Genomic DNA, 23,752 nt, shown 5'->3' with positions numbered 1-23,752 from the left:
CTGGTGAATGCTTTTGAGCAGCGTCTCGGTAGACGCCTTAGAGGATGCCGCTGCGCTGAATGGCCCAGATCAGGCCCGTCAGAGCAATGAGGGCAGAACCCGGTAAGGCAATCCATGTTCGGAAGGCCTTCTCGGGTGTGTTGATGTGAGTGCGCGAACGCCAGAGGGCAAATAGCGCGTAGGCCAGAAACACAATGCTGAGCTGACCAATTTCCACGCCAATATTGAAACCGATCAAGGCACTCCAGAACTCCCCATCCGGCAGGCCCAGCTCACCAAAAAAGCCGGCAAAGCCCATGCCGTGGAGAAGGCCAAAGAAAAAGACGATTACCGGACGTATGCGGTGTGAGCTCTTCGATAGCAAATTTTCCACGGCAACGAAGGCGATGGTTGCAGCAATCAAGGGCTCGACGACATCGCCGGAGGGTGAAATCACCCCGGCTGCTGCTAATCCCAATGTGGCAGTGTGCGCGACGGTGAACGAGGACAGCTGGATAACAAGATCGCGCAGTCGCGTTGTCCCGAGGAACAAAGCCAGCACAAACAGTATGTGATCCAGCCCGCCGGGGAGGATATGACCGATGCCTATACCGGTGTAAAGCGCCAATGTGGATGACGCACTGCGGGGCTCGCCGCTGGCGTCGAGAATGGGGGTAACCTGGCGAGCATCATTGCCCGCTGCACTGTCCAGAGCTGCGAGTTGCTCGCAAAGCGCGGGGTCGAGACTGCCTTGCCCAGGCACGCAAAACTCATCCTCTGGATGAGTCGTTCCGAGTGCAGGTAGCAGTAACGCGCACAGCGCCAGCGCGCAGGCAAGCGCTGTCCTAAGGGGTCTTAATGTCAGCATCGCGGCACCCTACGGGAAATCGCTCCGGTGCTCAATCCCGGCGACAAGCCTTGGTCCGGTACGTTGTATCGGCGGAAATCGCGAGCTAGCCTTGAGGTATGTCGATGATGCCAACGGACAGCTTCGAAGCCGCCGCCACTCAGCGCTGGGTCAAACAATTCGCCGTGGATATGAATCTCTGCCCATTCGCAGGCAGGGAGGTGCGATCCGCGCGCGTTCGCTACGTGGTCAGTGGCGCCACAGGGCTAGAGAATCTGCTGCACAGTTTGCATGTCGAGTGCGAGCTCTTGGTGGAGGACGAGAAAATCGCCACCACCTTGCTCATTCATCCCCATTGCCTGCAGTCCTTCGATGACTACCTCGATGGTTTGCAAGTGGCGGAGGCCCTGCTGGATTCACTGGGTTTGATCGGCGTACTGCAAATTGCGGGTTTCCACCCCGACTACCAGTTCGCCGGGTCGTCGCCGGACGCTGTGGAAAACTACACAAATCGCACACCGTACCCGACACTGCATATCCTGCGTGAAGACGCGATGGAGCGGGCTATCCAGGCGCACGGTGCCACAGAGGACATTCCACTGCGCAATATTGATCACCTCAGGTCATTGGGCCTCACGCAGGTGAAGCGTCTGCGCGAGGCCTGTTTTACTGGCAGTGTTGACGCCAGTTGATCCAACCGGCCAGCACTGGGGTATAGCTATACTTGCTCAATGAGGCGGGGCGAGAATACGTGATCTCGTGCTCTGCCTGCTCGCGGTTCATAGGAGACACCGATGAAAAAAGTCCTGATTCCAGTCACCAATCACGCCACCCTGGGAGAAACATGCCAGGCCAATGGTACTTACTCACCTGAGCTCACCCATGTGGTTGATGTGCTCAATAAGGCGGGAGTGAGCTACGACATCGCTTCGATAAAAGGCGGCGCCGCGCCGTTGTACGGCACGGATATTGAGGACGATCCCATCAATACCGCGGTGATCGCCGACGAGCAGTTTGCCCGTCAGATCGCAAACACACTCGTTTTGTCGGACATTGAGATAAACAAGTACGACGCCGTGTTCTACCCCGGTGGATTTGGCCTGCTGTCAGATTTGGCGCTGGATGAGGACGTCGGCGCCATCGCTGGTGCGCATTATGCCGCAGGGGGAGTGATTGCTGCCGTCTGTCACGGCCCAGCCGCATTGTTGCCCATCACCTTGCCCAACGGTGACAAGCTGTTGAGTTCGCACAGAGTCACCAGCTTCACGCGGGAAGAAGAGGTGGACTACAACACTATCAATGACATTCCTTTTCTCCTTGAAGATGCCCTTGCGCGCACTGCTGCGGGCTTCAGCAAAGTGCCGCCCTGGGGGGAGTACGTTGTTAAGGACGAGCGCGTCATAACTGGACAAAACCCGGCGAGCGCGCACGCCGTTGGGGCTGCTCTTGTTGCCGCCCTCGGCGAGGGCTGAAAACAGGGCACTTGCCAATCAGTAGTTGCTAGGCGCTTGAGTCGGGCGTTAGTCTCTTAGGCCTCGCCCGACACCCTTAAATTTTCCGTGTCTGTCGGGCCACTTGAGAGGCTGCCGACATGGCCACCGTCACCATTGATCATTACTCCGACCTGCTGTGCGTATGGGCCTACATTGCCCATGCCCGCACCGTTGAATTGCAGGCCCAATACCCGGATTCCATAGACTGGCGCTGGCATTATTTGTCTGTGTTTGGTGATGTTCAGACCAAGTTCAAGGACCAGTGGCAGGAGCGAGGTGGCAGCGCTGGCTATGCCGCGCACGTGCTGGATGTACTGCAGGACTTTGATCATGTCGTTATCAACCCCGACTGCTGGACACGTGTTCAACCGGCGTCATCGGCACCTGCGCATCTCTGGTTGGCCGCGGTGCGCTTACAAGAGGGGCGGGGAGAACTGTCGCCAAGGTCGGAAGAGACGTTTGCGTGGCACCTGCGCAGGGCCTTCTTCCGAGATGCCGCCGACATCGGGTCCCAGGACGAGTTAGTCGCACAAGCCAGCCAGTGTGGTTTCGAGCCCCAACCCTTATTGGACCGGATCAATGACGGCTCAGCCTTTGCTGTACTTTGCCAGGATATGCTGGGCGCGCGTCAGTCCGATATATCTGTGAGCCCTACCTACGTGTTTAACAATGGCAGGCAACGGCTGACCGGTAATGTGGGCTACCGCATTATCGAGGCCAATGTGAAAGAGCTGTTAGAACAGCCCCACAAGCAGCAGAGTTGGTGTTGAACATGACACTTGCGACAAACATATAGCAGCTGCGTGGGCGCATGGTGTCGCTGAATAGCGATGTGCTGATCTTCTGCGTTGTGATGCTGGGCAGCTGGTGGATAAGCGACAGGGCGTTATCCACGAGCTGGACAGATAGCGCGACTTAGCCGGCCTGGTGAAGACCGCAAATCTTGTGACCGTCGGGATCCAGGAAATAACTCAGGTGCATTGTGCCCATGGAACCCTCTCTAGGGCCGGGTGGTTCTTCCACACTGGTCGCACCATTGGCAACGGCGACATCGTGTAGTTCTTTGACCTGCTCCGGTGAGTCGCAGCGGAACCCGATGGTGGCTCCGTTTGCGGTGCCTGCTGGCTCGCCGTTGATGGGCTCGGTGATACAGAAAATGCTGCCATCGTGGATGTAGAAGAGTCGGGTCTGGCCTGTGTCATTCACATTGACCATGGGTTCACCGGCACCCAACACACCCAGCACTTTGTTGTAGAAAGTTTTCGCCCGTTCTATGTCGTTACTGCCGACCATGATGTGACTGAACATGATGCTCTCCTCAGGTGGTTATTGTGCGAGTGAGGGTAGCGCAAATTGCGGGCCGTGGGTAAGTGGCATAAGAAAGGGGCGCCCACAGACGCCCCTGCCAAGGTATCAGGCGCGAGTTACGACCCGATAACGCCACCATTGACCCGTCGCAGAACGACAGTGCAGTCGCGCGGCGTTGTGATGCCGTCGGGTCGCGCTGGGAAGTTCGTGGCTTCCGCCAGACCATTGCCCGGGTGCTGGATGTTGATGAAGGCAAACTCACAGTTAGGTGTTGTAGCGAAGCCGGTGATCTCGTCACTGGCGACGCCCACAAATAAGCGTTTTGCTTCCGGTTCTCCATCAGCGGTCGTGTCGAAGACGACTAACTGGTCCTGTAGACCGTCCGGTTGACCGCCATCGGTGCCGATGAACAGGCGACCGTCGGCGTCGGCCCAGGCCGCATCAGGATCAGTGAATACGCCTTCGGTGTCTCGAGAAGACGAAGCCAGGACGAAAAACTCCCAATTGAAGTTCTCGCTATCCACATCCATCGTTTTAATAATGTGTCCGTCGCCATTGGGTGCCTCAGGGTTAGCGACATTGGGTTCTTCACGACGGCTGTTGTTTGTGAGTGTCCAGTAGGTTTCACCGTCCTTGCCAATAGTGGTCCATTCCGGGCGGTCCATCGGTGTGGCACCCACGATGTCTGCCGCAACCCGCGTGTACACCAGAAGCTCGGCCTGACTGGAGAAGCGCGCCGCCAACGCCGGATTCTCGATGGTCAACTCTATCCACTCGCCCGTGCCGTCGTCGTTGTAACGTGCGACGAAAAGCTTGCCGTCATCCAGCGGGCTTTCGCCATCGTCAATGGCCTGACGCCATGGACGGTTGGACTCGTACTTGTAGCAATAATCGAAGCGTTGATCATCGCCCATGTACGCGGCGATGCGACCGCGATCAATCTCCTTGATCGCTATGGCCTCGTGCTTGAAGCGACCCAGCGCAGTGCGTTTTACGGGCTTTGCGTCAGGGTTGAAAGGGTCAATTTCAACGCACCACCCGAAACGGTTCTGCTCATTGGCGTAAAGCGGGTTATTCAGGTCGAAACGCTCATCGAAAACGTGCCATTGGTAGCCAAAGCCCGAGTTGCTAAACCCGTACCGCTCCTGCTCCTCGGTAGTTTCCAATTCGCCGTTAGCACCAAAGTAGCCGTTAAAGTTCTCCTCGCAGGTAATATAGGTACCCCATGGCGTCGGCCCTGAGCCACAGTTGTTCACGGTGCCTGCCGGCATATTGCCTGCTTCATTCTCCAGCAGCTCACTAAAAGCCACCGGTCCTGAGAACTCCACAGGCGTGTTCACAGTGATACGACGGTTGAATGAGCTCCCTCGTACTAGTTCCCAACCGCGAGAGGCCGAACGATTTTCCACGATGAGACCGTAAGTGATTTCAGCCACCGTCACGCCGTGGACGGTCTGCGACAAACGCACGTCCTCAAGAGACTCAGGGTTTTTGGATATGGGAGCGCCCGAATCGCTCAGTATGAGAGCGCCGCTATCATCGCGCTCGAATCCGAGCACATGGCCGTTGGCGCCGAACTCATGGTTCACCACCAGAAGACCGTTTGTACTACTTAGGCGGTATCCTCGTGGTACAAGATCAGCCCTTGACTGGTCGATTGGGAAAAACCACATACCATCATGACCGATTCCTACCTGTGTGGCTGCCTCGTCGGCACTGGGGCGGGACATGAGATCGCCGTTGTAGTCATTATCGGCGTCCAGAAGGTCCGTGCCCCAGGGAATCAGCGTTTGGTAGCGATAGTTTCGGGAGATGTGCGGCATGCGCGCATCAGAAGCACCTTCCTCAACCGGGACAGGCCGGAAGTTGACCAACCCGCGACCCTCACCCGGACTGCCGGCGTAGGAGGTGGAGTTCGAACCCGCCAGTGCCGTGGGTGCGAAGAATCCCGCAGCGGCGGCGGCTACCCCGCCTTTGACCACATCCCGACGTGAAGCGTACGTGCGTGCTACGTCAATGAATGGGCGGTTTCCGGAGGTGTTGGCGGGAATGTTTTCTTTTTCATCATGAAGCTTAGCGTTGTCTATAATCTCGGGAGACATAGCGAAATTTAACTCCTTACTTAACCGTGGTTGCTGAAGTCAAACAGGACACGCGCAGATCTAAGTCTGGTTTGTCACAGAGAGATTGCCCTGCAAGTGTGACTTTTTGATTACTCGGTTATTATTGTTATGTGAAGCAAAGATTTTGGTTGTGTGCATTCTTCTTTAAGGTGCACAAGCTGACGTTAGCGCAAGACTCGTATAAACAAAAGAAGATTTTATAAATGTCTTGAAAAACAATGTATTTCAGAGGGTATGGGTGAAGCGATGTTTACAAGTATGCAGGAAGGTACAGCCGAAGACTGGGCGGTCATTGGCGCAGCGCATCAGGAGCACTTCAAGAAAACACCCGCGCACCTGATGGATATGCTAAAGAGCCTGGAACAAGTGACGGTCGGGTTCGCCTGCGACCAATTGCAGCACAGCCTTATGACGGGCACGTTGGCAAGACGCGATGGGGCCTCGGACGAAGAGGTCGCGATCGCCCTGCTGCACGATGTCGGCAAGGCAGTGAACATCCCTAATCATGGGGCCATTGGCGCTGAGTTGATGCGACCCTACGTCACGGAAGACGCCTATCACGCGATCTACTACCACCAGCATTTCCAAGGTAAGTACTACTTCGAGTACCTCGGCGCCAGCCCGAACATGCGTGAGGATCACAAAAACACCAGCTGGTATGAGCTGGCGACGAAGCTGGTGGATCGCTGGGATGCGCCGGCATTTGATCCCGAGTTCGAGGTGGACTCACTGGAGTCGTTCGAGCCACTGATTAATAAGATATTCGCTCAGCCGCTGCGAATGCTGTAACCGTAGAGGCACGGTCGGCCATATCGCTCGGGCCTCTAAGACTCTCTTCTCGCTCCTTTTACAGCGACAGTGTTTTGTAGACCAACGATGCGTCGCCGGAGTGAACCGGCGTCGCTGTACTACCCCTCGCGCGTATCAGGTCCTCGCTCGATTCGGGTAATTGGCCAGCGCCGTCGATGAGGTAGGCCTGCAGTGTCTCCTTTCCTTCCATATCGATGGTCACTGTCATCGCTTCAGTTTGAATCCCGAAGAGCGTAAGAGCGTAATCCCCACCCTCTGCGGGTTGGCGAGCCTGCATCGGCACGCCGTTTACCTCATAACCGATCACGCGGGCTTTATTGGGCATGATGAGTTGCAGCCAACGCGCCCCCCTGGATGAAGCCAGTTTCATCGTGACCTGGCGACCTTCTTGCGTGATTCTATCGCTAATAATTTCAAGACTGGGCGCCGGCAGCGATTGCACCATAGCATCGGCCACGTGCTCCGAGTCGGACTCCGACCAGGGGTACACTGGCCTGGGCGGCGCGCTGAAGTCTTTTGCTTCCAGCATCAGCATTGGCACTTCGCCATACGGTCTGATGCGCCAGAGCGCGGTCTTTTCGTCGCTGTTTTCGATGTAATCAATGTTTACGTACTGCGGTCTGTACGCCGAGTAGAGGGGCAGGGTGGTGGCTGCGATCATGCCGACGACTGACAACATAACCGTCATCAACAGCGTTAGCTTGACGGCATTGCCGCGTAACCAGGGCGCAACCACCAGTAATGCGAGCCCCAGCCACGGCAGGATAGCCAGCGCCAGTCCATAGCCCTGAGTCTGTTCCAGTAGTCCGGCGAACATCAGGTAGACGCCCGCAATGCTGGCCGGCATCAAAACCAGTGCCTGCCGTAGCCAGTGAGGAGCAGGCAACACGTAGCCGGCAAAAAGAACTATCGCAGCGAACACCAGCGGCACTAACAGTGCCGGGCTCGCATCGGGCGCGAGCAATGTGACGGCGAGAGTGCACAGCCACCAAAACAGCCAAACCCCCAGCAGGCTGGTATCGACAGACCAACGCTGATTGAGCCAGGCGGCAATCGACAATACTCCCAGGGCGCTTGCCGCAATGAGTACCAAGCGGAAGGGCCACAGGTGTGCTGGCCAGCCCGGTGTGGCGCCATTGATTGCGCCGACCAACGCAAGCGCACCGTAGGCCAGCCCGCCACCGACCAATAGCATTAGCAGGGGTGACGATGTTGCGCCAAGCAGTGGCAGCCAGCCACCGTGGTCCACTCTCATCGCGCTGATAATAAGTAGCAGCCCTGCCATAAGTGCTAGCCCAACTGACATGCCCGCAGGCCATTGAATCCATGTGCCCATCACGCTCATATAATGCACATTGCCATCGGCCTCAGGGGGTAGCGGCTGCGCCAGTAGAGACAAGGCCAGCGGGAATATATTTTCGCCATGGTGCTGCAGCGTGCTGGGGCTCAAATTCTCGAGATTGTCATTCGCCGTGTGGTAATGGTTTCGTTCTCCCGCAAAGGCAAAATCGATACCGGGCACGCCAGCGCGAATAGCCACTGAGAAGTCCGTGTCGTTAGGCATGCGCCTGAACACTTCATTGCTGATCGAATGGCCCTCGGGATATTCGCTGCGATCACGGTACACGGTCATGAACGCACGGTTTGCACCCGCAGTACGAAGCACCTGGCTCTTACCGCCGGTGCCTGAGCCTTCAACATTCAGTAACAACCCTACCGTGGGTGCCAATGGGTGTTCACGGAAGAAGGCTTCAGCCCCGTGTAGCCCCGTTTCCTCGCTATCAGTGATCAATAACAGCAGGGTGTTTCGGTGAGGGCCCTGCGCGATAAGTGCTCGAGCACTTTCCAAAATAGCGGCGACCCCGGCACCGTCATCGCCAGCCCCCATGGAAGTGGGTACTGAATCGTAATGCGCCATTAAGGCAAGGGCAGGTGCGTCGGGTTGGGTGCCGGGAACCCGGGCGATGATATTCTCTACCCTTGCACAGGTTTGACGTTGGGGGCTGCAGCCGGTGCTCTGCTGGACTTCGTATTGAATGCCTTCTGCGTCCAGCCATTCGAGTATGCGTTCCTTCACCGCGTTGTTGGCGGCTGATCCAACAGGATGAGGTTGTCCGTCGCCTAGAATATTCGTCAGGAGTTTCATCGCTCTCTCCCCGGAAAATGCTGTCTTGGACGCCGTTTCAGGAATTGGCTGTGGAGGCCCAGAGAGTATTGTCTCTGCTGCGAACGAAAGGAGCGCGAGCGTCAGAACGGTTGGGAAAAGAAAACGCTGGTTTATCATGCGGCTGGTTCACCGATGGGTCGCGCAGAGCGCTTAATTATTGGCGAAGCTTCTGAAGGAAGCCACCGCTGAAACCAAAAAAAGGCCCCTGGAAAGGGGCCTGGGAAACATCCAAGGCACTGCATACCTCCGTTACAGTGCTAGCGGATAGAAAGTGTTAGCGCGGGAATTCCACGTAACGAGCCATGACTTCTTCCAGGTTCTTTTGCTCGCTTTCGTCGGCCCAATCAATCCCCGGCTGCTCAGCCATTTGGAACAGCGTCATAAACATATTGACCCCATCCGCCCGCTTGGCGATCACCATGTTGTCATGGCTCGCAAAGGTTTCGCTCCAATACGCTCTGACGGTGGCCCAGAAGGGTTTAGTGCGTTCCCAGTAGTCATCGCCCGGTTGCCAGTTGAAATCAGCGATGCGCTCGTAGCGCGCCAGGCCATTCTCGCGGGCTAGTACCTCCGCAGCCTCACCCCGGCCGTTGAGCACGACTTTCAAATTGTGCTCTTCTTGTACCCAACCTGTCGGAGTGATGGTGTGATGATTGGTGCCGACCAGTACGTCGTAGTCCTGTCGCACGCTGAACTCCCTGCGCGGTAACGGGCGCCAGGTCTCGTCACTTTCCCAACTGGAGAAGTTGGCCGTGTGCCGCCATTCACCTGCCGCCATATAGCGCGGTGAATCATCCACCTGATAGACGGCCTGTACCCAGTGCTCACGCCGATCAGCCTTAACGGCTTGCTTTTCCCACTCGCGGTTGCCCTTGAACGTATGCATCGTGGGCGCCTCAAACATCCAGTCCTGGCGCCAGTGTTTAACTACGATAGGCTCCATAGGCGAGCCGTCCTCGTCTTGCATCTCCATCACCAGGATATGCTGCAGTTGGATCAGGTCTGGCCCCTGGCTTACCACATAGACGTACTCAGTCCCCCATGATTGATAGGGGTTGCTCGGCGTATAGCCTTCCGTAAAACCAACGGTCTCAATGAAATCGAAGCTTGTACGGTAGGGGCCTGCCATGCTGAGAATAGCGCGCCTGTCGCGCTCCTTTTTGCTCAGCCCAGGCTCTTGCAGACGCAACCACGCTGGCGATGGCTGTGTGACCAGTACTACGTCAGTTCCGCGCGTAGTGCCGCCACGCGGTGCCATATCGCTCGCCGCTGCGTACTGCCAGGAATAGGTGTATTGACGCTCGCCATCTTCTGTCTCGTTGTCCTCGGTCTGCGCCGGGCCGTAACCGCTAACACCGGCACTGCCCACCAGTGCCAGTGCTGCTCCCAGTGCAACTACGAATGCAGCTCTCATGCGATGCCTGCGAAGGATTAGATTCAACACGGTGCCCCCTTTACTTCACCCAGTCAGCTAACTAGTGACCAACTCCAAGCGTAGGCGATCAATCCCAAGACGCCCAGAGTCAACCATCCGACGGTAGCCCGAATCAGTTCTCGCTGTTCTCGTTGTCGAGATGCTGTCAGTGATTTATGTTCGGCGGGCTTATCAGTGAACAACACGGAGTTCCCCCCAGCCCTCAACATTGAGGCCAACGCGTTCAATATCTTCGCGATACTGACGGGCAGCCTCTAGCAGTTCTCGGCCATCACCATGGAGTAAACCTTCCATGGCTCGTCGCGTGGAATAGCGCAGCGAGTACGGACAGGCCGTCGCGACAATCTGTAACAATGTGCGTTCATCACGCGATATCACCAGTTCCGCGGGCTGGTAGATGTCGATGGCGCGGCGTGCACTGCGGCTCAGCACGCACATCATTTCATGCAGCTCGCTGATGGCTCGAATGCAGTCGAGGTCGTTGTAGGGTGCGCGAAGATCGCAGCCGGCGCATCGGCCCTGCCGGATGGATGCGACCCACTGACGCATGCTCCACAACAGCAGTTGGCCGCCACTCGAAAGTTGTGGCGTTCTCAGAACATTGGGAGCAATAGTGTTGGTTGATGAAAGCATAGCGCTGTAAACCAGTTAGTTTCAGCGCGTAGTTATATTGCAAATGAGAATTATTTGCAATTAGAACATAAGGATTTTTTGCCCTTCGGTGGAGCTACCCCATTGCGTCCAGTCCTATCACTGCCTCAATCGAGTTCCATGCCCTCGTAGGGGTTGGGGCCTCCCGCCGCAATCCAGTCATCGAGCTCATCCGCCAGTAACCACAGCGGTACAGAGCGAAGACCCAGGATGCGGTCGTGAAAATAGCGTTGGTCGAAGTCAGTACCCAGTTCGGCCTCTGCCTTCGCACGCTTTTCCCTAATGAGCATTTCCCCCAGCTTGTAAGCCAGTGCCTGACCTGGCCAAGAAATGTAGCGATCGATCTCAGTCACGATTTCATGCTCAGACAGTGCCGCGTTGCTGCGCAGGTAGTCCTGTGCCTTCTCCCGTGACCAGCCATACTGGTGGATGCCGGTGTCAATCACCAGGCGGGCTGCCCGCCACATTTCGTAGGTGAGCTGACCAAAACGCTCGTAGGGCGTTCGGTAAATGCCGACTTCGCCGCCCAGCCATTCTGTGTAGAGACCCCAGCCTTCGCCGTAACCGGAGAAGTAGTTATAGGCGCGAAATTCTGGAATATCGCCCGGTGCTTCTCGTGAGATCGCTGCCTGCAGCGAGTGGCCGGGTGAACACTCATGCAGCGTCAGTGCCGGCAGGGCGTAGAGCGGCCTCGCAGGCAGATTGTAGGTATTCATCAGGCAGCGACCATAGCCGCCACGTCCAGCCGTATAAATTGGCGCGATGGCGTCGGGCACGGGGGATATGGTGTGGCGTTTCCGCGGAAGGAACCCCAGTACCTTGTCGATTTGGGCCGCCATACGCTTATCCACATAGGCCGACACACCCATGAGTTCATCCGGCGTTTTGGCGTAGAACTGTGGGTCAGTGCGCAGGAAGTGGAAGAACTCTGCCATGTCACCGTCGAACTCCACTTCCTCAACAATGTCCTCCATGGCGGCACGAATGCGTGCGACCTCGGCGAGCCCCTGCTTGTGAATCTCATCGGCGCTCAGATCCAGTGTCGTGAAGGCCCTGATCTGCGCTTGGTAGAACGCTTCGCCGTCGGGCAGCTCAACGGCCGCCAATGAGGTACGTGCCTTTGGGAGGTACTCGGTGGTCATGAACGCCAATAGATCGGCATACGCAGGCACCGCTGACTGGTTTATCGCTTCAATAACGGCCTGGCTGATCTCCTCGCGTTGGGCTGCCGTCATGCTGGGCGGGAAGTGCGCAAGTGGAACGGCAAAGGGGTTCTCCTCACCTTCAACAATATAGGCAGCAATGGAGTCGTCCCGTCCTGCCAGACTGATGGCTGCGGGCGTGTATCCCCGGGCCAATCCTGCGCGCATGTTTTCCTGATGCTGGGCGAAATAGCTCGGCAGGTCATTGAGCCTTCCTACATAACGCCGGTAGTCGGCATAGGTATCAAAACCCGCTGCCTGAGGGTGTAGTCCGCCCCAGAAAAACGTGTCCGAGTTAAGCGGCGCTTCGAAAGTGCGGTACCGGGCGTTCGACGCAAGCGTAGTTACGATCTGCTCAAAGACCGCAGCATTGATGCGCTCCTCATCACCCAGCGACTCGCGGTCTATATCAGCCAACTTTCCCAGTGCGCTATCCCAGTAGGCCAGGCGTTCGGCATATGAATCGGCAGATACATCGGGATAGTGATCAGCACGCCGCCAGCCGCCTTCATCGTCGCGCTCCTGAGCGTTGGTCGCTTGTCGCCACTCCCACTCTTTGGTGTAAAGGGCACGTAGCTGTTGATCAGCCTCGCTACCCGCTGATTGGTCATTGGCGTGCCCACCCGCGGTCCACGAGATGGCGCACAGCAGGCCCAGACCCCACACGGATGTTTTCATAGCGTGTATTCCCGTTTCTCTTTGCTAACAGTGTACCGTAGCCCGGTACGCAGAACTGAGCTGAGTAAACTCTGTGTCCATTGGGCTAACAAACTGAATCCCCGGCAGGCGCGTACTCTCTCCATCGAGCGCAACCGGCGCTACACTGCTCGCACGTTTATTGGGTACCTACCATGATTCACCGCATTCTCACCCCTTTGGTTCTACTGTTATCAGCTACCTGCGCGCGTGCCGATCTTCCGTTCAATACGCAGGAGATAGCGAGTTTTGATCAGCCCTGGGCGTTGGCGTTCTTGCCCGACGGTCGCATGTTGGTCACAGAAAAGCCCGGGTCGCTGTATGTGGTGACTGAAGAAGGGCAGAAACAGGCCGTTGGCGGTGTTCCCGATGTTGATTTTGGCGGTCAGGGCGGTTTGGGTGATGTCCTAGTGCACCCTGAGTTTGACAGTAACAGCCGTATTTACCTGAGCTATGCAGAAGCGGGTGTTGGCGGCACGCGCGGTGCGGCCGTGGCGCACGCGGAGCTCGATCTCGAGGGACGTCGGCCACAACTAAGGAACGTGCAGGTCATTTGGCGACAGTATCCCAAGATGTTGGGTCGCGGACATTACGGCCATCGCCTGCTGATTGATACCGACGGATACCTGTGGATAACGTCGGGCGATCGGCAGAAGTTCACGCCTGCGCAGGACATGCAGAGCAATGTCGGAAAAATTCTGCGCTTAAATGACGATGGCTCGGTACCCGAAGACAACCCCTTCATGGGTTACTTCGATACCGACCCCAATGTGGACGATGGCGGCGTGTACAACCAGATTTGGGCGCTGGGTTCACGCAACTCCCTGGGGATTGACCAGGCGGCCGACGGCAGAATCTGGCAGATCGAAATGGGGCCCTTGCACGGCGACGAGTTGAACCTGGTGACGCGTAGTGCCAATTACGGCTATCCCACGGTTTCCAATGGCGACCACTATGATGGCCGGGAAATGCCCGATCATGACACGCGTCCCGAGTTCGATGAGCCGGCCTTGTGGTGGTCCACATCCATCGCACCGGGTGACTTGATGATTTATAAGGGTCAGCGTTTCACCGAGTGGCAGGGCAATGCCTTCGCGGCTGGCCTTGGGTCAAAAGCCATTATTCGCATAGAGCTGCTCGACGACGGCAGCGCCCGTGAGCTTGAACGTTACGACATGGGCCAGCGCATCCGCTCATTGACTGAGGGGCCTGACGGCGCAGTCTGGGTGCTGGAGGATGAGCGCCGCGATCAGGGTGGTCGCCTGCTCAAATTGACGCCCCGCTAAGAAAACATAAGGAATCTCGATGAAAGATCGCAACCTGAGGGTGGTGGTGCTGGGTGCCGGAATGGCCGGTATGTTGGCCACTATAAAACTGCGTGAGGCAGGCTTTGATCAACTGGCCCTGTATGAAAAGGCCGACAATGTGGGGGGTACCTGGCGTGAGAATACCTACCCTGGCCTGACTTGCGATGTGCCATCACATCACTATACCTACACATTTGAGCGTAATCCCGGGTGGACCCGGCATTTACCACCGGGTGTGGAAGTGCAGGGGTATTTTCAACATGTTTTTGCTAAGTACGGCTTGGCCGAAGTCACCCGGTTCGGTGAGGAAGTCACTGAGGCATGTTTCGATAATGGACGCTGGCATCTACGCTGCCGCAGTGGGCTGGAGGACGAAGCAGATATTGTGATCGCGGCGACGGGTGTGTTGCACCACCCGCGTCTACCCGCCATTGACGGAATAGACAGTTTCAGAGGTGCACTGTTTCACAGCGCGCGCTGGGATCACTCGGTGACGCTGGAAGGTAAGCGTGTTGGTGTAATCGGCAATGGATCCACCGGCGTTCAGATCATTTCCGCCCTGGCGGGCAAGGTAGAGCATCTGGTTCATTTCCAGCGCACGGCCCAGTGGATTATGCCTGTGGAAAACGGGCACTTTTCGCCCGAGGAGCGACAGGCGTTTGAGGATCCGGCCGTGCTGGAAGAGGCCATGGACTTTGCCGGTTACAACGCCTCCGTTGACGCATATACCCAGGCAATCATTGACGAGGAGTCAGAGGGTGCGAAGGGCATTGCCGCCGCCTGCTTTGGCAATTTAGAACAGTCCGTTACTGACCCGGATTTGCGTGAAAAGCTGCGCCCCGATCACAAACCTTTATGCAAACGGCTTGTCTTCTCTCCGGATTACTACCAGGCAATACAGCATCCGCAAAGCCAGCTAGTGACAGAGGATATTGCCTCAATCGAAGAGGATGGCATCCGAACGCAGGATGGCGTGCTGCACGAACTGGATGTGATTGTTTTTGCAACGGGCTTTGACGCCAGTGCCTTTATGCGACCGATCACAGTGACAGGTCGTGATGGGAAAAGCCTGGATGCATTTTGGGCAGACCACCCAAAGGCATACTATGCGATCAGTATGCCGGACTTTCCCAACTTCTTTATGCTCAATGGGCCTAATGGCCCAGTGGGTAACTTCTCGCTGATCGATATCGCCGAGCACCAATGGCATTACATTGCCCAGTTGATCGAGAAGATTTCAGCGGGTGATGCTGATGAGCTATGTTGCAAGGCTGAGGCCCTGCGAGACTTCGAGCAGCGTCGCACGGAGGCTGCGCGGGAAACCGTGTGGTTCAAGGGGGGCTGCACCAGCTGGTACCTCGACAGCCGAGGTATACCCGCCAGTTGGCCGTGGACCTATTCGACGTTTGTGGACGCCATGAACGAGCCTCAATGGGCCGATTTCGAGCTGCGGTAGCGACTCCATAAATCGCTAGTGAAGCCACGGGCAGGGGTTGGTAGACTCGGCGCAGCACAGACTGAGTTGAGGTACACCATGAAAGACCGAGTTTCCCTGTCCATTAATGACGGCATCGCCGATGTACGTCTGATCCGCAGCGATAAAATGAACGCGCTGGACGAGCAGATGTTCGACGCCATTATTGAAGTGGGAGAACAGCTACGCAACGACAAGAGCGTGCGCGTGGTGGTCCTTTCGGGCGAAGGTAAGGCGTTCTGCGCAGGCCTGGATATGGGAAATTTCGCCGCGGCTGCCGACCCCGACGCCAGTACCGACAAGGGTGTACCCACTACGTTGGAAACGCGTACCCATGGTATCGCTAACAAACCACAGTACGCTGCCTGGGTCTGGCGGGAACTGCCCATGCCTGTCATCGCAGTGTTACATGGTGTGGCTCTTGGCGGCGGATTCCAATTGGCGCTGGGCGCAGACATGCGCTACGCCGCCCCTGGCACTCGTATGTCGATTATGGAAATCAAGTGGGGCCTGGTGCCTGACATGGCTGGCACCCAGATCATGCGCCATTTAGCACGCGACGATGTGATACGCGAGCTCACCTACACCGGGCGTATGTTCGACGTCGATGAGGCATTGCAGTTTGGCTTTGTCACACGGGTGGAAGCTGATCCACTCGCGGCGGCCATGGAGACAGCGGTTTATATTGCAACCCGCAACCCTGACGCTATTCGCGCGGACAAAAAGCTTTTGGACGACGCTAACTACCTCGACAGGGAGCAAGGCTTGATGCTGGAGTCAGTGATTCAGGATCAGATCATCGGCTCGCCCAATCAGATAGAGGCCGTTATGGCTGAGCTGGAAGGGCGCGCCGCGAACTTCAAGTAGGGCAGGGCCGCCGTGGATACCTCGCTGTCACCTATCCGGTTGTACGGATCAAGCGCTTCGTATTTTACGGGGAAAATGGAAAACTACTTCCGCGTAAGGGGCGTGCCCTATACGCAGGAGACGATGTATTTCCCTGAATCGGTGAAGCAAAACATCGCCAACCTGGGGGTGGCCCAGATGCCCACCGTGCAACTGGGTGATGGCCGCTGGATGACCGATACGACAGCGATGATTCAATGGTTTGAAACGCAGATTCCCGAACATCGAATAATTCCTGATGATCCTGCGCAGCGTTTCCTTTGTCTGCTACTGGAAGACTATGCGGATGAATGGCTCTGGCGCCCTGCTATGCACTATCGCTGGTACTACCCCAAGGGTGCTTACCTGCTGAGCCGCCACTTGGTAGATGAGTTGGTGCGCAACCTCCCTGCGCCGAAGGCTTTGTTACGGTGGAACCTTCGCCGGCGTCAGCGCGGTGGTTACACCGCAGGCGATGGCGTCGGGCCTGAGGCTGTTGCAGGTACGGAAGCCATTTACGGAAGGACGCTCGAGCAACTGGAACATATCTTCTCCCAGCGAGATTTTCTGCTCGGCAGCAAGCCTTCTCTGGCGGATATCGGTTTTAGTGGACCTTTTTTCCGGCACTTTGCGTTTGATCCGATTCCCCTTGAAATACTGAGACAGCAAGCGCCGGCCACCTTAGCGTGGGTTGCGAGGCTCTGGGCGTACGCACCATCCAAGGGGGGTGAGTGGGTGGAGGGAATTCCCAACGATATTGGTCCCATCCTCGATGAAATCGGGCGCGCTTATCTGCCTTATTTGAACGCTAACGTCGATGCCGTTGCTGCGGGTAAAAAGACTTTTGATGCCACGATTGATAATGTGCCTTATCGGGGAGCGCGATACTCGCGCTACCGGGTCTGGTGTCTGGCACAGTTGCGTGCTGAGCTTGAAGCCATGGCTGCACCAGCACGCCCACAGGTTGAAGAACTGCTTAATCGCCATGGATGCCTGGACCCGCTTTATGCGCGCAGCGAGCTCCCGCTACTGCCGGATCAGGAAGCCGGCCTACCTTTCAATGGATCCACCAAGATGGTGGGGGTGAACGAATAGTCGGGCAGCACTCTCCAGGTGCGGTTTACATTCCGGCGAGCAAGACTTACTTGCCGCGGCCCGTTTTGGCCAAGAAATCTTCGGTCCCGGATTAAGGCATGGCCCCTTGAATCACCTCACCCTCAAACACCACAGCCGAGGGTTGAAGCTGCCAGATCTCGTAGGGGTTAACCTTGAACAGGTTCTCAGGTAGCACGACGAAGTCTGCGATTTTTCCCGGCGTTATCTCGCCAAGAACATCTTCTAGTCGCAGTTGAAATGCGCCATGTCTCGTATAACCCAGCAGCAATTGCTCGAGTTGGAGACGCTCGTCCTCTGGAGGACGAATGCCATCATCGTCGGATGACCACCACGATTTAGGGTACTGGCGGGTGTGGCCCACCTGCATACCCAGGTACGGGCTGACGTACGTTGGGAGCATGTCGCCACCCCACCATTCGTCACTGGAGAAAGTCACGGTGGCACCGCTGTCGAACACTGATCGCGCCCGATACATTTGCGAGTACCTGGACGCGCCCAACAACTTCTCCACAATGTCATTGGGCTCTGCGCCAAACCACCAGGGGGTGAAATTCGCAATGACGCCCAGCTCCTCGATCCTTTCAAGATCGGCGGGATCGACCAGCGCAAGGTGCGCAACGGTAACCCGAGGGTAGAAGCTGTCCGTTATTGCGGCCTTGGCGGCCTCAACAGCATCCAAAACGGTCCGTGTGGCCTTGTCGCCAATGCTGTGTACCATTAGGTCCAGCTTCTCGTCATGCAGCTGCAGCAGCAGGTCTGTGAGTTCCTCCTCGGATAGCAGTGTCTGGCTTTCCGCGGTACTGCCCACGTAGGGCTTCAGGTAGGCGGCTGACTGATTAGCACTGATGCCATCCATGAAAACCTTTACCGAGTTGAATCTGACCTTATCGCTGCCATATTCCCGGCGGTATCGTTTGACCTCGGCAATTGCAGTTTTAGCACGATCCGGGGTGTAGATTTGGTAGGTGCCGTAATAGCGCAGCGGTAGTCGGCCCTCGCGTTCAAGATCGGCGATCACGCTATACACATGCTCACCAAATCCCTTGTTGCCTGCATCGTAGATAGCGGTGACGCCGTGTCGGCTGAATACCTGCAGTATCTCGGCGACGCTGTCTTTGTGCCGCTCTCGGTGCTCAGGATCAGTTAATGCAAACTGAGTGGCGAAGTGCTGCACGCCCGCCCCTTCTTTTACCCAGCCCGTGGGTTCACCTGAGCTATTCCGGGCATATGCAGCGACGCCTGGTTTGGGGTCCGGGGTGGCTGCAGTGACGCCCAGCGCCTGCAGCGCTTTGGAGTTCAGCCAGAAATCGTGTGCTGTTTCGCTTTCAAACCAAACTAGCCTATCTGGAACCACGGCATCCAACATGGCCTTGTCAGGCCCGTCTTCTCCATCAACGAACATTGCCGTCGGCCAGCAACACAAGCGCAGCCACTGCTGCTCTGGATGTCGTTCTGCATAGACCTTAACTGAGGCCAGCAGGGCCTCGGGCGTGTCGCCCTCAACCTCGCCAAAGTTCTCGACGTTCACATAGCCTGGGTGAGCGTGACCATCTACAAGACCGGGGATAATCAGTTGCTCTTCTAGGTCGACTCTCTGGGTGGTGGTGAAGGTTGCAAGACCCTCACGACCCCCGACGTAAACGAAGCGCCCTTCATCGATCGCGATAGCTTCTGCCCAAGGCGACTGTGGGTTGGCCGTAAAAACCCGTGCGTTCTCGATCACTAGATCAACGTCGATACGCTGCGTAGTGTGCCTGTCGAGCTCAGTGGCCAGAAGCGCCGTTGGCCACAGGCTGAGCAGTGCGATGGGGAGTAACGGTGATCTCGGCGAGAACAAGTGCATTGGCGTTTTCCATGATGACGTAACCCTCAGATTAGCCCAAATGCTGACGCCTCGTTAGCACCGCTAGAGGGGTAGAAGTATCGGCTTGTGCAATGGTGTCGAGGACTCATGAGACGTAGTACCGGCCGCCAGAGGCGAAGAGCCACGAAGGCGTGGTCCTGAGCCTGGGAGCCGGATTTTTGTAATACCGCTGTCACGAAAATATAATGTCAGCATGCTCTCCCTTCTTTGTGTCTCGACGGTTTTTGCCTTTTGTGTGTGGGGTCTCTGGCGACAGAGGCTGTCAAGCACCCTGCGAAGCGTAATAACCCTTAGCTCAGCGCTCTTTGTTTTACTCACTGCTTTTTGGGTAGGCGCTAACGCCTTCACTGGGCAGGGAGTTACTGCCTCTGTGTTTTATCACCTCAGTGCCGGACCCCAGGGAGCGGGTCTTGCTGAATACTGGCAGATAATGGCGCTGATGACGGGAATCATTTTTGCCGGATTTTTGCTGTGTATTTGGTTACTCTGGATGCCAGGGCGCGGGCAATCCGGCAGTGCGTTTGTTTATGCACTTCTCTTGGTGGGTCTGCTGGCGTGTTTAGCAGTTCATCCTGCCACTAACGACTCACTCGCCGTGAATAACTGGGCTCTCTACGGAGATCGGGGGCTAGTTTGGTCGCGGTTTCGCGATAACGCCGCGAATGGTGGTGAACTTCGCTTTGCGGATGTTTACCGTGAGCCACCCCGGCGTGTTGAATCGGATGCTGCGCGTAATCTTGTCATTCTGTACGCAGAGAGTATGGAGCGTACCTACTTTGACGAGAAGCGCTTCCCGGGTCTGATCACAGAGTTGCGTGCACTCGAAAAGGAGAGTGTGTCTTATATCAACATCGCCGGGTTGGAAGGCACAGGTTTTACGATAGGCGGCATGGTGGCGAGTCAGTGCGGTCTGCCCCTGATTACTGCCGGTAACGCAAACTCCATGGATGGCATGGATGCGTTTATGCCAGAGGCGCGGTGCTTGGGCGATATTTTTAAGAGTAGCGGTTACCACTTGGAGTATATGGGTGGCGCAGACTTGTCATTTGCAGGTAAGGGCGAGTTCTACACCACGCATGGCTTTGACAATGTGTCTGGTTTGCAGGAGCTAAAGCCGCTGCTGACCGATACGAACTATGTGTCTAACTGGGGGCTATACGATGACGCACTTTTGCCCCTTTTTGTGAATCGCTTTCAGTCCTTAGTGTCTCTGGGTGAACCTTTCGCGCTGGTGGGTCTCACTATGGATACACACCATCCCAGCGGGCACGCATCTCGCAGCTGCGAGGACGTTCAGTATCAGGATGGCTCCAACGCGATGCTGAATGCCGTGAAATGTGCTGACGCCATGGTAGCCGCCGTGGTGAGACAACTGCGTGCGCTGCCCGGCGCCGAGAATACGGTGTTCGTCGTGGCGTCGGACCACCTGGCGTTGAAGAACGATGCCTGGGGTACGTTGAATGCCGGTCCCCGGCGCAACTTGTTGATGGTTTTTGCACCAGACTCCGAGAGCGATACCGAGAATGCGCTGGGCTCTACCCTCGATACTGCCCCTGCAATCCTGCGTTACATGGGTATGCCTGAAGCATCTGTCGGTTTAGGACGCGACCTAATTCATGAGAAAACCGGCGTGCGCTCCCAGCCGCGCGCGACGGACCTCGTTCTGTCTTGGCGTAATGCCTACAAGCAGTTTTGGAACTACCCGGAAGCGTTTGAGCGCATCACAGCGTTGCCTGGAGAGCGGGCGGTGGAACTGGACAAGCGGCGCTTTGATGTGCCGGTGCTAATCACGTTTGATAAGGCAGAGGTCGAATCAATACAGTTTGCGTCCGGCACCAAGCTCACACTCGACCGTGCTGTGGCGGCGATGACCCCTGAACAGAGTTTACTGTGGATTGATGCCTGCCAGCGTGTTAGAGCGATGTCCTTGGTGCTTGAAAGAACTGGATTATGCGTATTCGCAGGGAAGTGGGGCAGCCGTCAAGCAGATACGCTCCTACTCACGAATGACCAGTCGTACGAGGCGGCCGATATAGCCGCTTTCGGTGCAATGCCGCTCAACAAGAAATCGATAGAGCGCCGCAGGAGGAATCTGGCCTCGTTGCGCGCGTTCAACGAGCCTTCCTTACGCCAAAGCTCGATTAGCCTGCCGGGGCTCGATGTGAACCGCAACATCGAGATACGAAGTACGGGAGGTCCGGGGGCGAGCTCTTTCATCAAGGTAGATGGCGTGCGTGTGAATTTTAGCCGTGGCCTCAATCTTGTCGCTCTCGCAGAGAGTGGAGAAATCCAGACGTTGGGCAATGTTGACCCGTGCGGGCTGGAGGAAAGCCAACCGATGCCCACGCTGCGCCAGTTCCTTGATGCAGCGAGCACCTCGCAGGCCACCGCGGATGGATCAGTGAGTATGGATGTGAGTCGCGGCAATCTGGCGGTTATCGTCCATGACTCAGCGAGATGTACCCGGTCGGCTGGAGAGGCTTTTGAGGGCCTACCTATTGTCGAGGGGCTATCTCTTGAGGTTAGGCAACCCTATGTGGCACTGTTCGCGGGCGGCGAAAAACCAACACTCATCACCGAATATGCAGGCGATAGATTCAGTGCGCTGTCTTTGACGGTGTCCGGTGGTGAATCCGCAACGGATATCACGACCAGCTATTGACCGTGCACTGGGCCTACGAGCGGCGGGAAGGGAGAGGGTGACTCTTCGTTGAATCTGGGATTTGGGCGCGAGCGGTAACGTTGGGGGATCGTGTCTTCCCATTGCCTGAGCTCAGAAAGCAATTTTTTCGTAAGCTCAGTATTTTCTGTCGAGATATCGGTCGATTCATAGGGATCAGAGTTGAGGTCGAACAGGTGCACTTGGCCGTGATGATAGGCAATCAATTTGTGATTGCCGTTCAGCACCACAGATTTGGGCACAGACGACAGCGCATCGCCTGCCACGAGTTCTCCACGGTAAAATGGATCGTAGATGAAATGTGACTTGGCGTAGTTGCCTGCTGTTGAGCGTGAGTCGATCAGGCCCAGTAAGGACTGTCCACCGCCATAGGCTTCGTAAGGAGCGATATCGTAACCCGCTGAACTTACTATTGTCGGCAGTAGATCAGTGAGATCGACTGAGGTGCGGATGGTTGAGTGTTCACTGCCAAAGTTATCAGACCAATAGAGTAGCAGCGGTACGCGAATGCCACCTTCATAAACACTGCCCTTCTGACCCTTGAAGGGTGCGTTTGAGGTGATGGCGTTGCCATTACGTGTTTCCAGTGCTCCATTATCGCTAACAACGATTACGAGGGTATTGTCGCGCAGGCCCTGAGAATCGAGTGTGTCCATAATGGCCCCCACAGAATCGTCGAGGCTAGCGACCATGGCTGAATACAGTTGGCTATCGCTGCCCTCAAGGGGGGGGCGCGCGGGACTATCGCGATCTATCGCCTGCAGCGGTGTATGCACGGCAAAGTGGCTGACAAGGAGAAAAAATGGCTGGGTCGTCTTTGCCTGAGCCTCTATCCAGGCTGTGGCCTGTGCCGTGATGTTATCTGTCAGGTAGGTTTGGGTGATGTCGCCGGCGACATCCCATGATTTCGCCCAGTCAAAGTAGAAAGAAAAACCCTCATCGAGATAGGCTATTTCCTCAAAGCCGTGATCCGCTGGCTGATAGCCTGGGATGCCGCCTCCCACATGCCATTTGCCGATAAAGCCGCTGCGATAATCTGGAAGGAGCGCAGGTAAGCTGGGTGTCGCGCCGTTGGGCGCGAGTGCAGATGAGCTGCTGCCGTTGATGAACGCGCGGTTGGGTGCTGCGTGTCTTCTGAGCACGGTATCGTGTTTGTCGTAGCCCTCATCCACGGGTAGCTGGCTTTGATAATAGCTGCCCTTGAAACGGCGATAGCCGAAGGCGTTGTTGAACCCCAGCTTTGCGCCATTTACGCCGGTAAGGAGTGACGCCCTGGAGGGCGAGCACAAGGGTGTTGCATAGGCGCGAGTAAAAACAACGCTCTCAGACGCTAGTGCATCGATGTTGGGTGTTTGGTGCCGGCATTCAAGCGCTGGGTTCTCCACGACTCGCCGGGCGTAGCCACACACATCCATCACGCCCAGGTCGTCAGCGAGAATCAGAATGATGTTGGGTCTGGCTGAGGCGGGCGTGCTCTGACCATCAATGCTCTCATGCTCTGTAGTCGCGGACAGGTTCCCTGTCGTTATGACGACCATACACAGAAGGAGCAGTGACACCGAAATTGCGGCTCGTCGATGGATACTCAAAGGATACTCTCTTCGTTCTCTTTTAACGCTAGCGTGCTAGCGTAGTTGTCTTGCGAGGTCTAATTTAACGCTAAACAGCTATGAAAGCCCGCGTCAGGTCACATGATAACGGCTGGCGTAACAGTA

General features: G+C 56.4%; 18 protein-coding genes. 9 read left to right on the top strand and 9 right to left on the bottom strand.

The genetic code is table 11. From position 1 onward, the window contains the following. Nucleotides 1–37: 37 nt before the first annotated feature. Complete coding sequence (locus IE089_RS07970) at nt 38–847, bottom strand: HupE/UreJ family protein (protein WP_189476966.1); 810 nt, start codon at nt 845–847, stop codon at nt 38–40. A gap of 104 nt (nt 848–951) precedes the next feature. On the opposite strand from IE089_RS07970, the gene IE089_RS07965 reads away from it, so the two are divergent. The 3 genes from IE089_RS07965 to IE089_RS07955 all read left to right on the top strand — a co-directional run bounded on the left by IE089_RS07965 (nt 952) and on the right by IE089_RS07955 (nt 3,089). Then, complete coding sequence (locus tag IE089_RS07965; RefSeq protein WP_229802642.1) at nt 952–1,518, top strand: DUF1415 domain-containing protein; 567 nt, start codon at nt 952–954, stop codon at nt 1,516–1,518. A 102-nt stretch (nt 1,519–1,620) separates the two neighbouring features. Continuing rightward, the gene (locus tag IE089_RS07960) at nt 1,621–2,298 is read left to right on the top strand and encodes a type 1 glutamine amidotransferase domain-containing protein (RefSeq protein ID WP_189476964.1); all 678 of its coding nucleotides are present in this window, start codon (nt 1,621–1,623) and stop codon (nt 2,296–2,298) included. A 119-nt stretch (nt 2,299–2,417) separates the two neighbouring features. Beyond that, nucleotides 2,418–3,089: a DsbA family oxidoreductase gene (locus IE089_RS07955; RefSeq protein ID WP_189476962.1), complete on the top strand. Its 672-nt coding sequence runs from the start codon at nt 2,418–2,420 to the stop codon at nt 3,087–3,089. Nucleotides 3,090–3,234: 145 nt separating this feature from the next. Here the strand turns inward: IE089_RS07955 and IE089_RS07950 are convergent, their stop codons facing one another. Then, on the bottom strand, nt 3,235–3,627 hold the full coding sequence (locus tag IE089_RS07950) for a VOC family protein (RefSeq protein ID WP_189476960.1): 393 nt from the start codon (nt 3,625–3,627) through the stop codon (nt 3,235–3,237). Between the two features lie 116 nt (nt 3,628–3,743). After that, complete coding sequence (locus tag IE089_RS07945; RefSeq protein ID WP_189476958.1) at nt 3,744–5,729, bottom strand: PhoX family protein; 1,986 nt, start codon at nt 5,727–5,729, stop codon at nt 3,744–3,746. A 267-nt stretch (nt 5,730–5,996) separates the two neighbouring features. Here IE089_RS07945 and IE089_RS07940 point away from each other — a divergent pair, with 267 nt between their 5' ends. Beyond that, entirely contained in the window at nt 5,997–6,539 is a 543-nt protein-coding gene (locus IE089_RS07940) for an HD domain-containing protein (RefSeq protein ID WP_189476956.1), read from the top strand. 58 nt (nt 6,540–6,597) lie between these two features. Here IE089_RS07940 and IE089_RS07935 read toward each other — a convergent pair whose 3' ends face one another. The 4 genes from IE089_RS07935 to IE089_RS07920 form a co-directional block, all read right to left on the bottom strand. Further along, a complete protein-coding gene (locus IE089_RS07935; RefSeq protein ID WP_189476954.1) occupies nt 6,598–8,706 on the bottom strand; it encodes a M20/M25/M40 family metallo-hydrolase in 2,109 nt (702 codons plus the stop codon). A gap of 295 nt (nt 8,707–9,001) precedes the next feature. Further along, a complete protein-coding gene (locus tag IE089_RS07930; protein WP_189476952.1) occupies nt 9,002–10,141 on the bottom strand; it encodes a DUF6607 family protein in 1,140 nt (379 codons plus the stop codon). A 192-nt stretch (nt 10,142–10,333) separates the two neighbouring features. Beyond that, nucleotides 10,334–10,795, bottom strand: a complete 462-nt coding sequence (locus tag IE089_RS07925; RefSeq protein WP_189476950.1) for a hypothetical protein — start codon at nt 10,793–10,795, stop codon at nt 10,334–10,336. Between the two features lie 125 nt (nt 10,796–10,920). Further along, a complete protein-coding gene (locus tag IE089_RS07920) occupies nt 10,921–12,693 on the bottom strand; it encodes a DUF885 domain-containing protein (protein ID WP_189476948.1) in 1,773 nt (590 codons plus the stop codon). Between the two features lie 173 nt (nt 12,694–12,866). On the opposite strand from IE089_RS07920, the gene IE089_RS07915 reads away from it, so the two are divergent. The 4 genes from IE089_RS07915 to IE089_RS07900 all read left to right on the top strand — a co-directional run bounded on the left by IE089_RS07915 (nt 12,867) and on the right by IE089_RS07900 (nt 17,472). Beyond that, nucleotides 12,867–13,997: a PQQ-dependent sugar dehydrogenase gene (locus IE089_RS07915; RefSeq protein ID WP_189476945.1), complete on the top strand. Its 1,131-nt coding sequence runs from the start codon at nt 12,867–12,869 to the stop codon at nt 13,995–13,997. 19 nt (nt 13,998–14,016) lie between these two features. After that, complete coding sequence (locus IE089_RS07910; RefSeq protein ID WP_189476943.1) at nt 14,017–15,474, top strand: flavin-containing monooxygenase; 1,458 nt, start codon at nt 14,017–14,019, stop codon at nt 15,472–15,474. Between the two features lie 78 nt (nt 15,475–15,552). Continuing rightward, on the top strand, nt 15,553–16,359 hold the full coding sequence (locus IE089_RS07905; RefSeq protein WP_189476941.1) for a crotonase/enoyl-CoA hydratase family protein: 807 nt from the start codon (nt 15,553–15,555) through the stop codon (nt 16,357–16,359). Between the two features lie 12 nt (nt 16,360–16,371). Beyond that, nucleotides 16,372–17,472: a glutathione S-transferase family protein gene (locus IE089_RS07900; RefSeq protein ID WP_268247984.1), complete on the top strand. Its 1,101-nt coding sequence runs from the start codon at nt 16,372–16,374 to the stop codon at nt 17,470–17,472. A gap of 91 nt (nt 17,473–17,563) precedes the next feature. Here IE089_RS07900 and IE089_RS07895 read toward each other — a convergent pair whose 3' ends face one another. Continuing rightward, nucleotides 17,564–19,336, bottom strand: coding sequence for an amidohydrolase (locus tag IE089_RS07895; protein ID WP_189476937.1), 1,773 nt, complete (start codon nt 19,334–19,336; stop codon nt 17,564–17,566). A gap of 214 nt (nt 19,337–19,550) precedes the next feature. On the opposite strand from IE089_RS07895, the gene IE089_RS07890 reads away from it, so the two are divergent. Further along, entirely contained in the window at nt 19,551–22,019 is a 2,469-nt protein-coding gene (locus IE089_RS07890) for a sulfatase-like hydrolase/transferase (protein ID WP_490388053.1), read from the top strand. On the opposite strand, the gene IE089_RS07885 is transcribed toward IE089_RS07890, so the two are convergent. Further along, nucleotides 22,013–23,626: a sulfatase-like hydrolase/transferase gene (locus tag IE089_RS07885; RefSeq protein WP_189476934.1), complete on the bottom strand. Its 1,614-nt coding sequence runs from the start codon at nt 23,624–23,626 to the stop codon at nt 22,013–22,015. The two genes, IE089_RS07890 and IE089_RS07885, sit on opposite strands and share 7 nt — an antisense overlap. Nucleotides 23,627–23,752: the final 126 nt, after the last annotated feature.

The sequence above is a fragment of the Parahalioglobus pacificus genome (genome assembly GCF_014652275.1).
In the GTDB taxonomy this organism is placed as follows: domain Bacteria; phylum Pseudomonadota; class Gammaproteobacteria; order Pseudomonadales; family Halieaceae; genus Parahalioglobus; species Parahalioglobus pacificus.
Note: the sequence above shows the minus strand (reverse complement) of the source record. Positions and strands in the feature narration are given on the sequence as shown.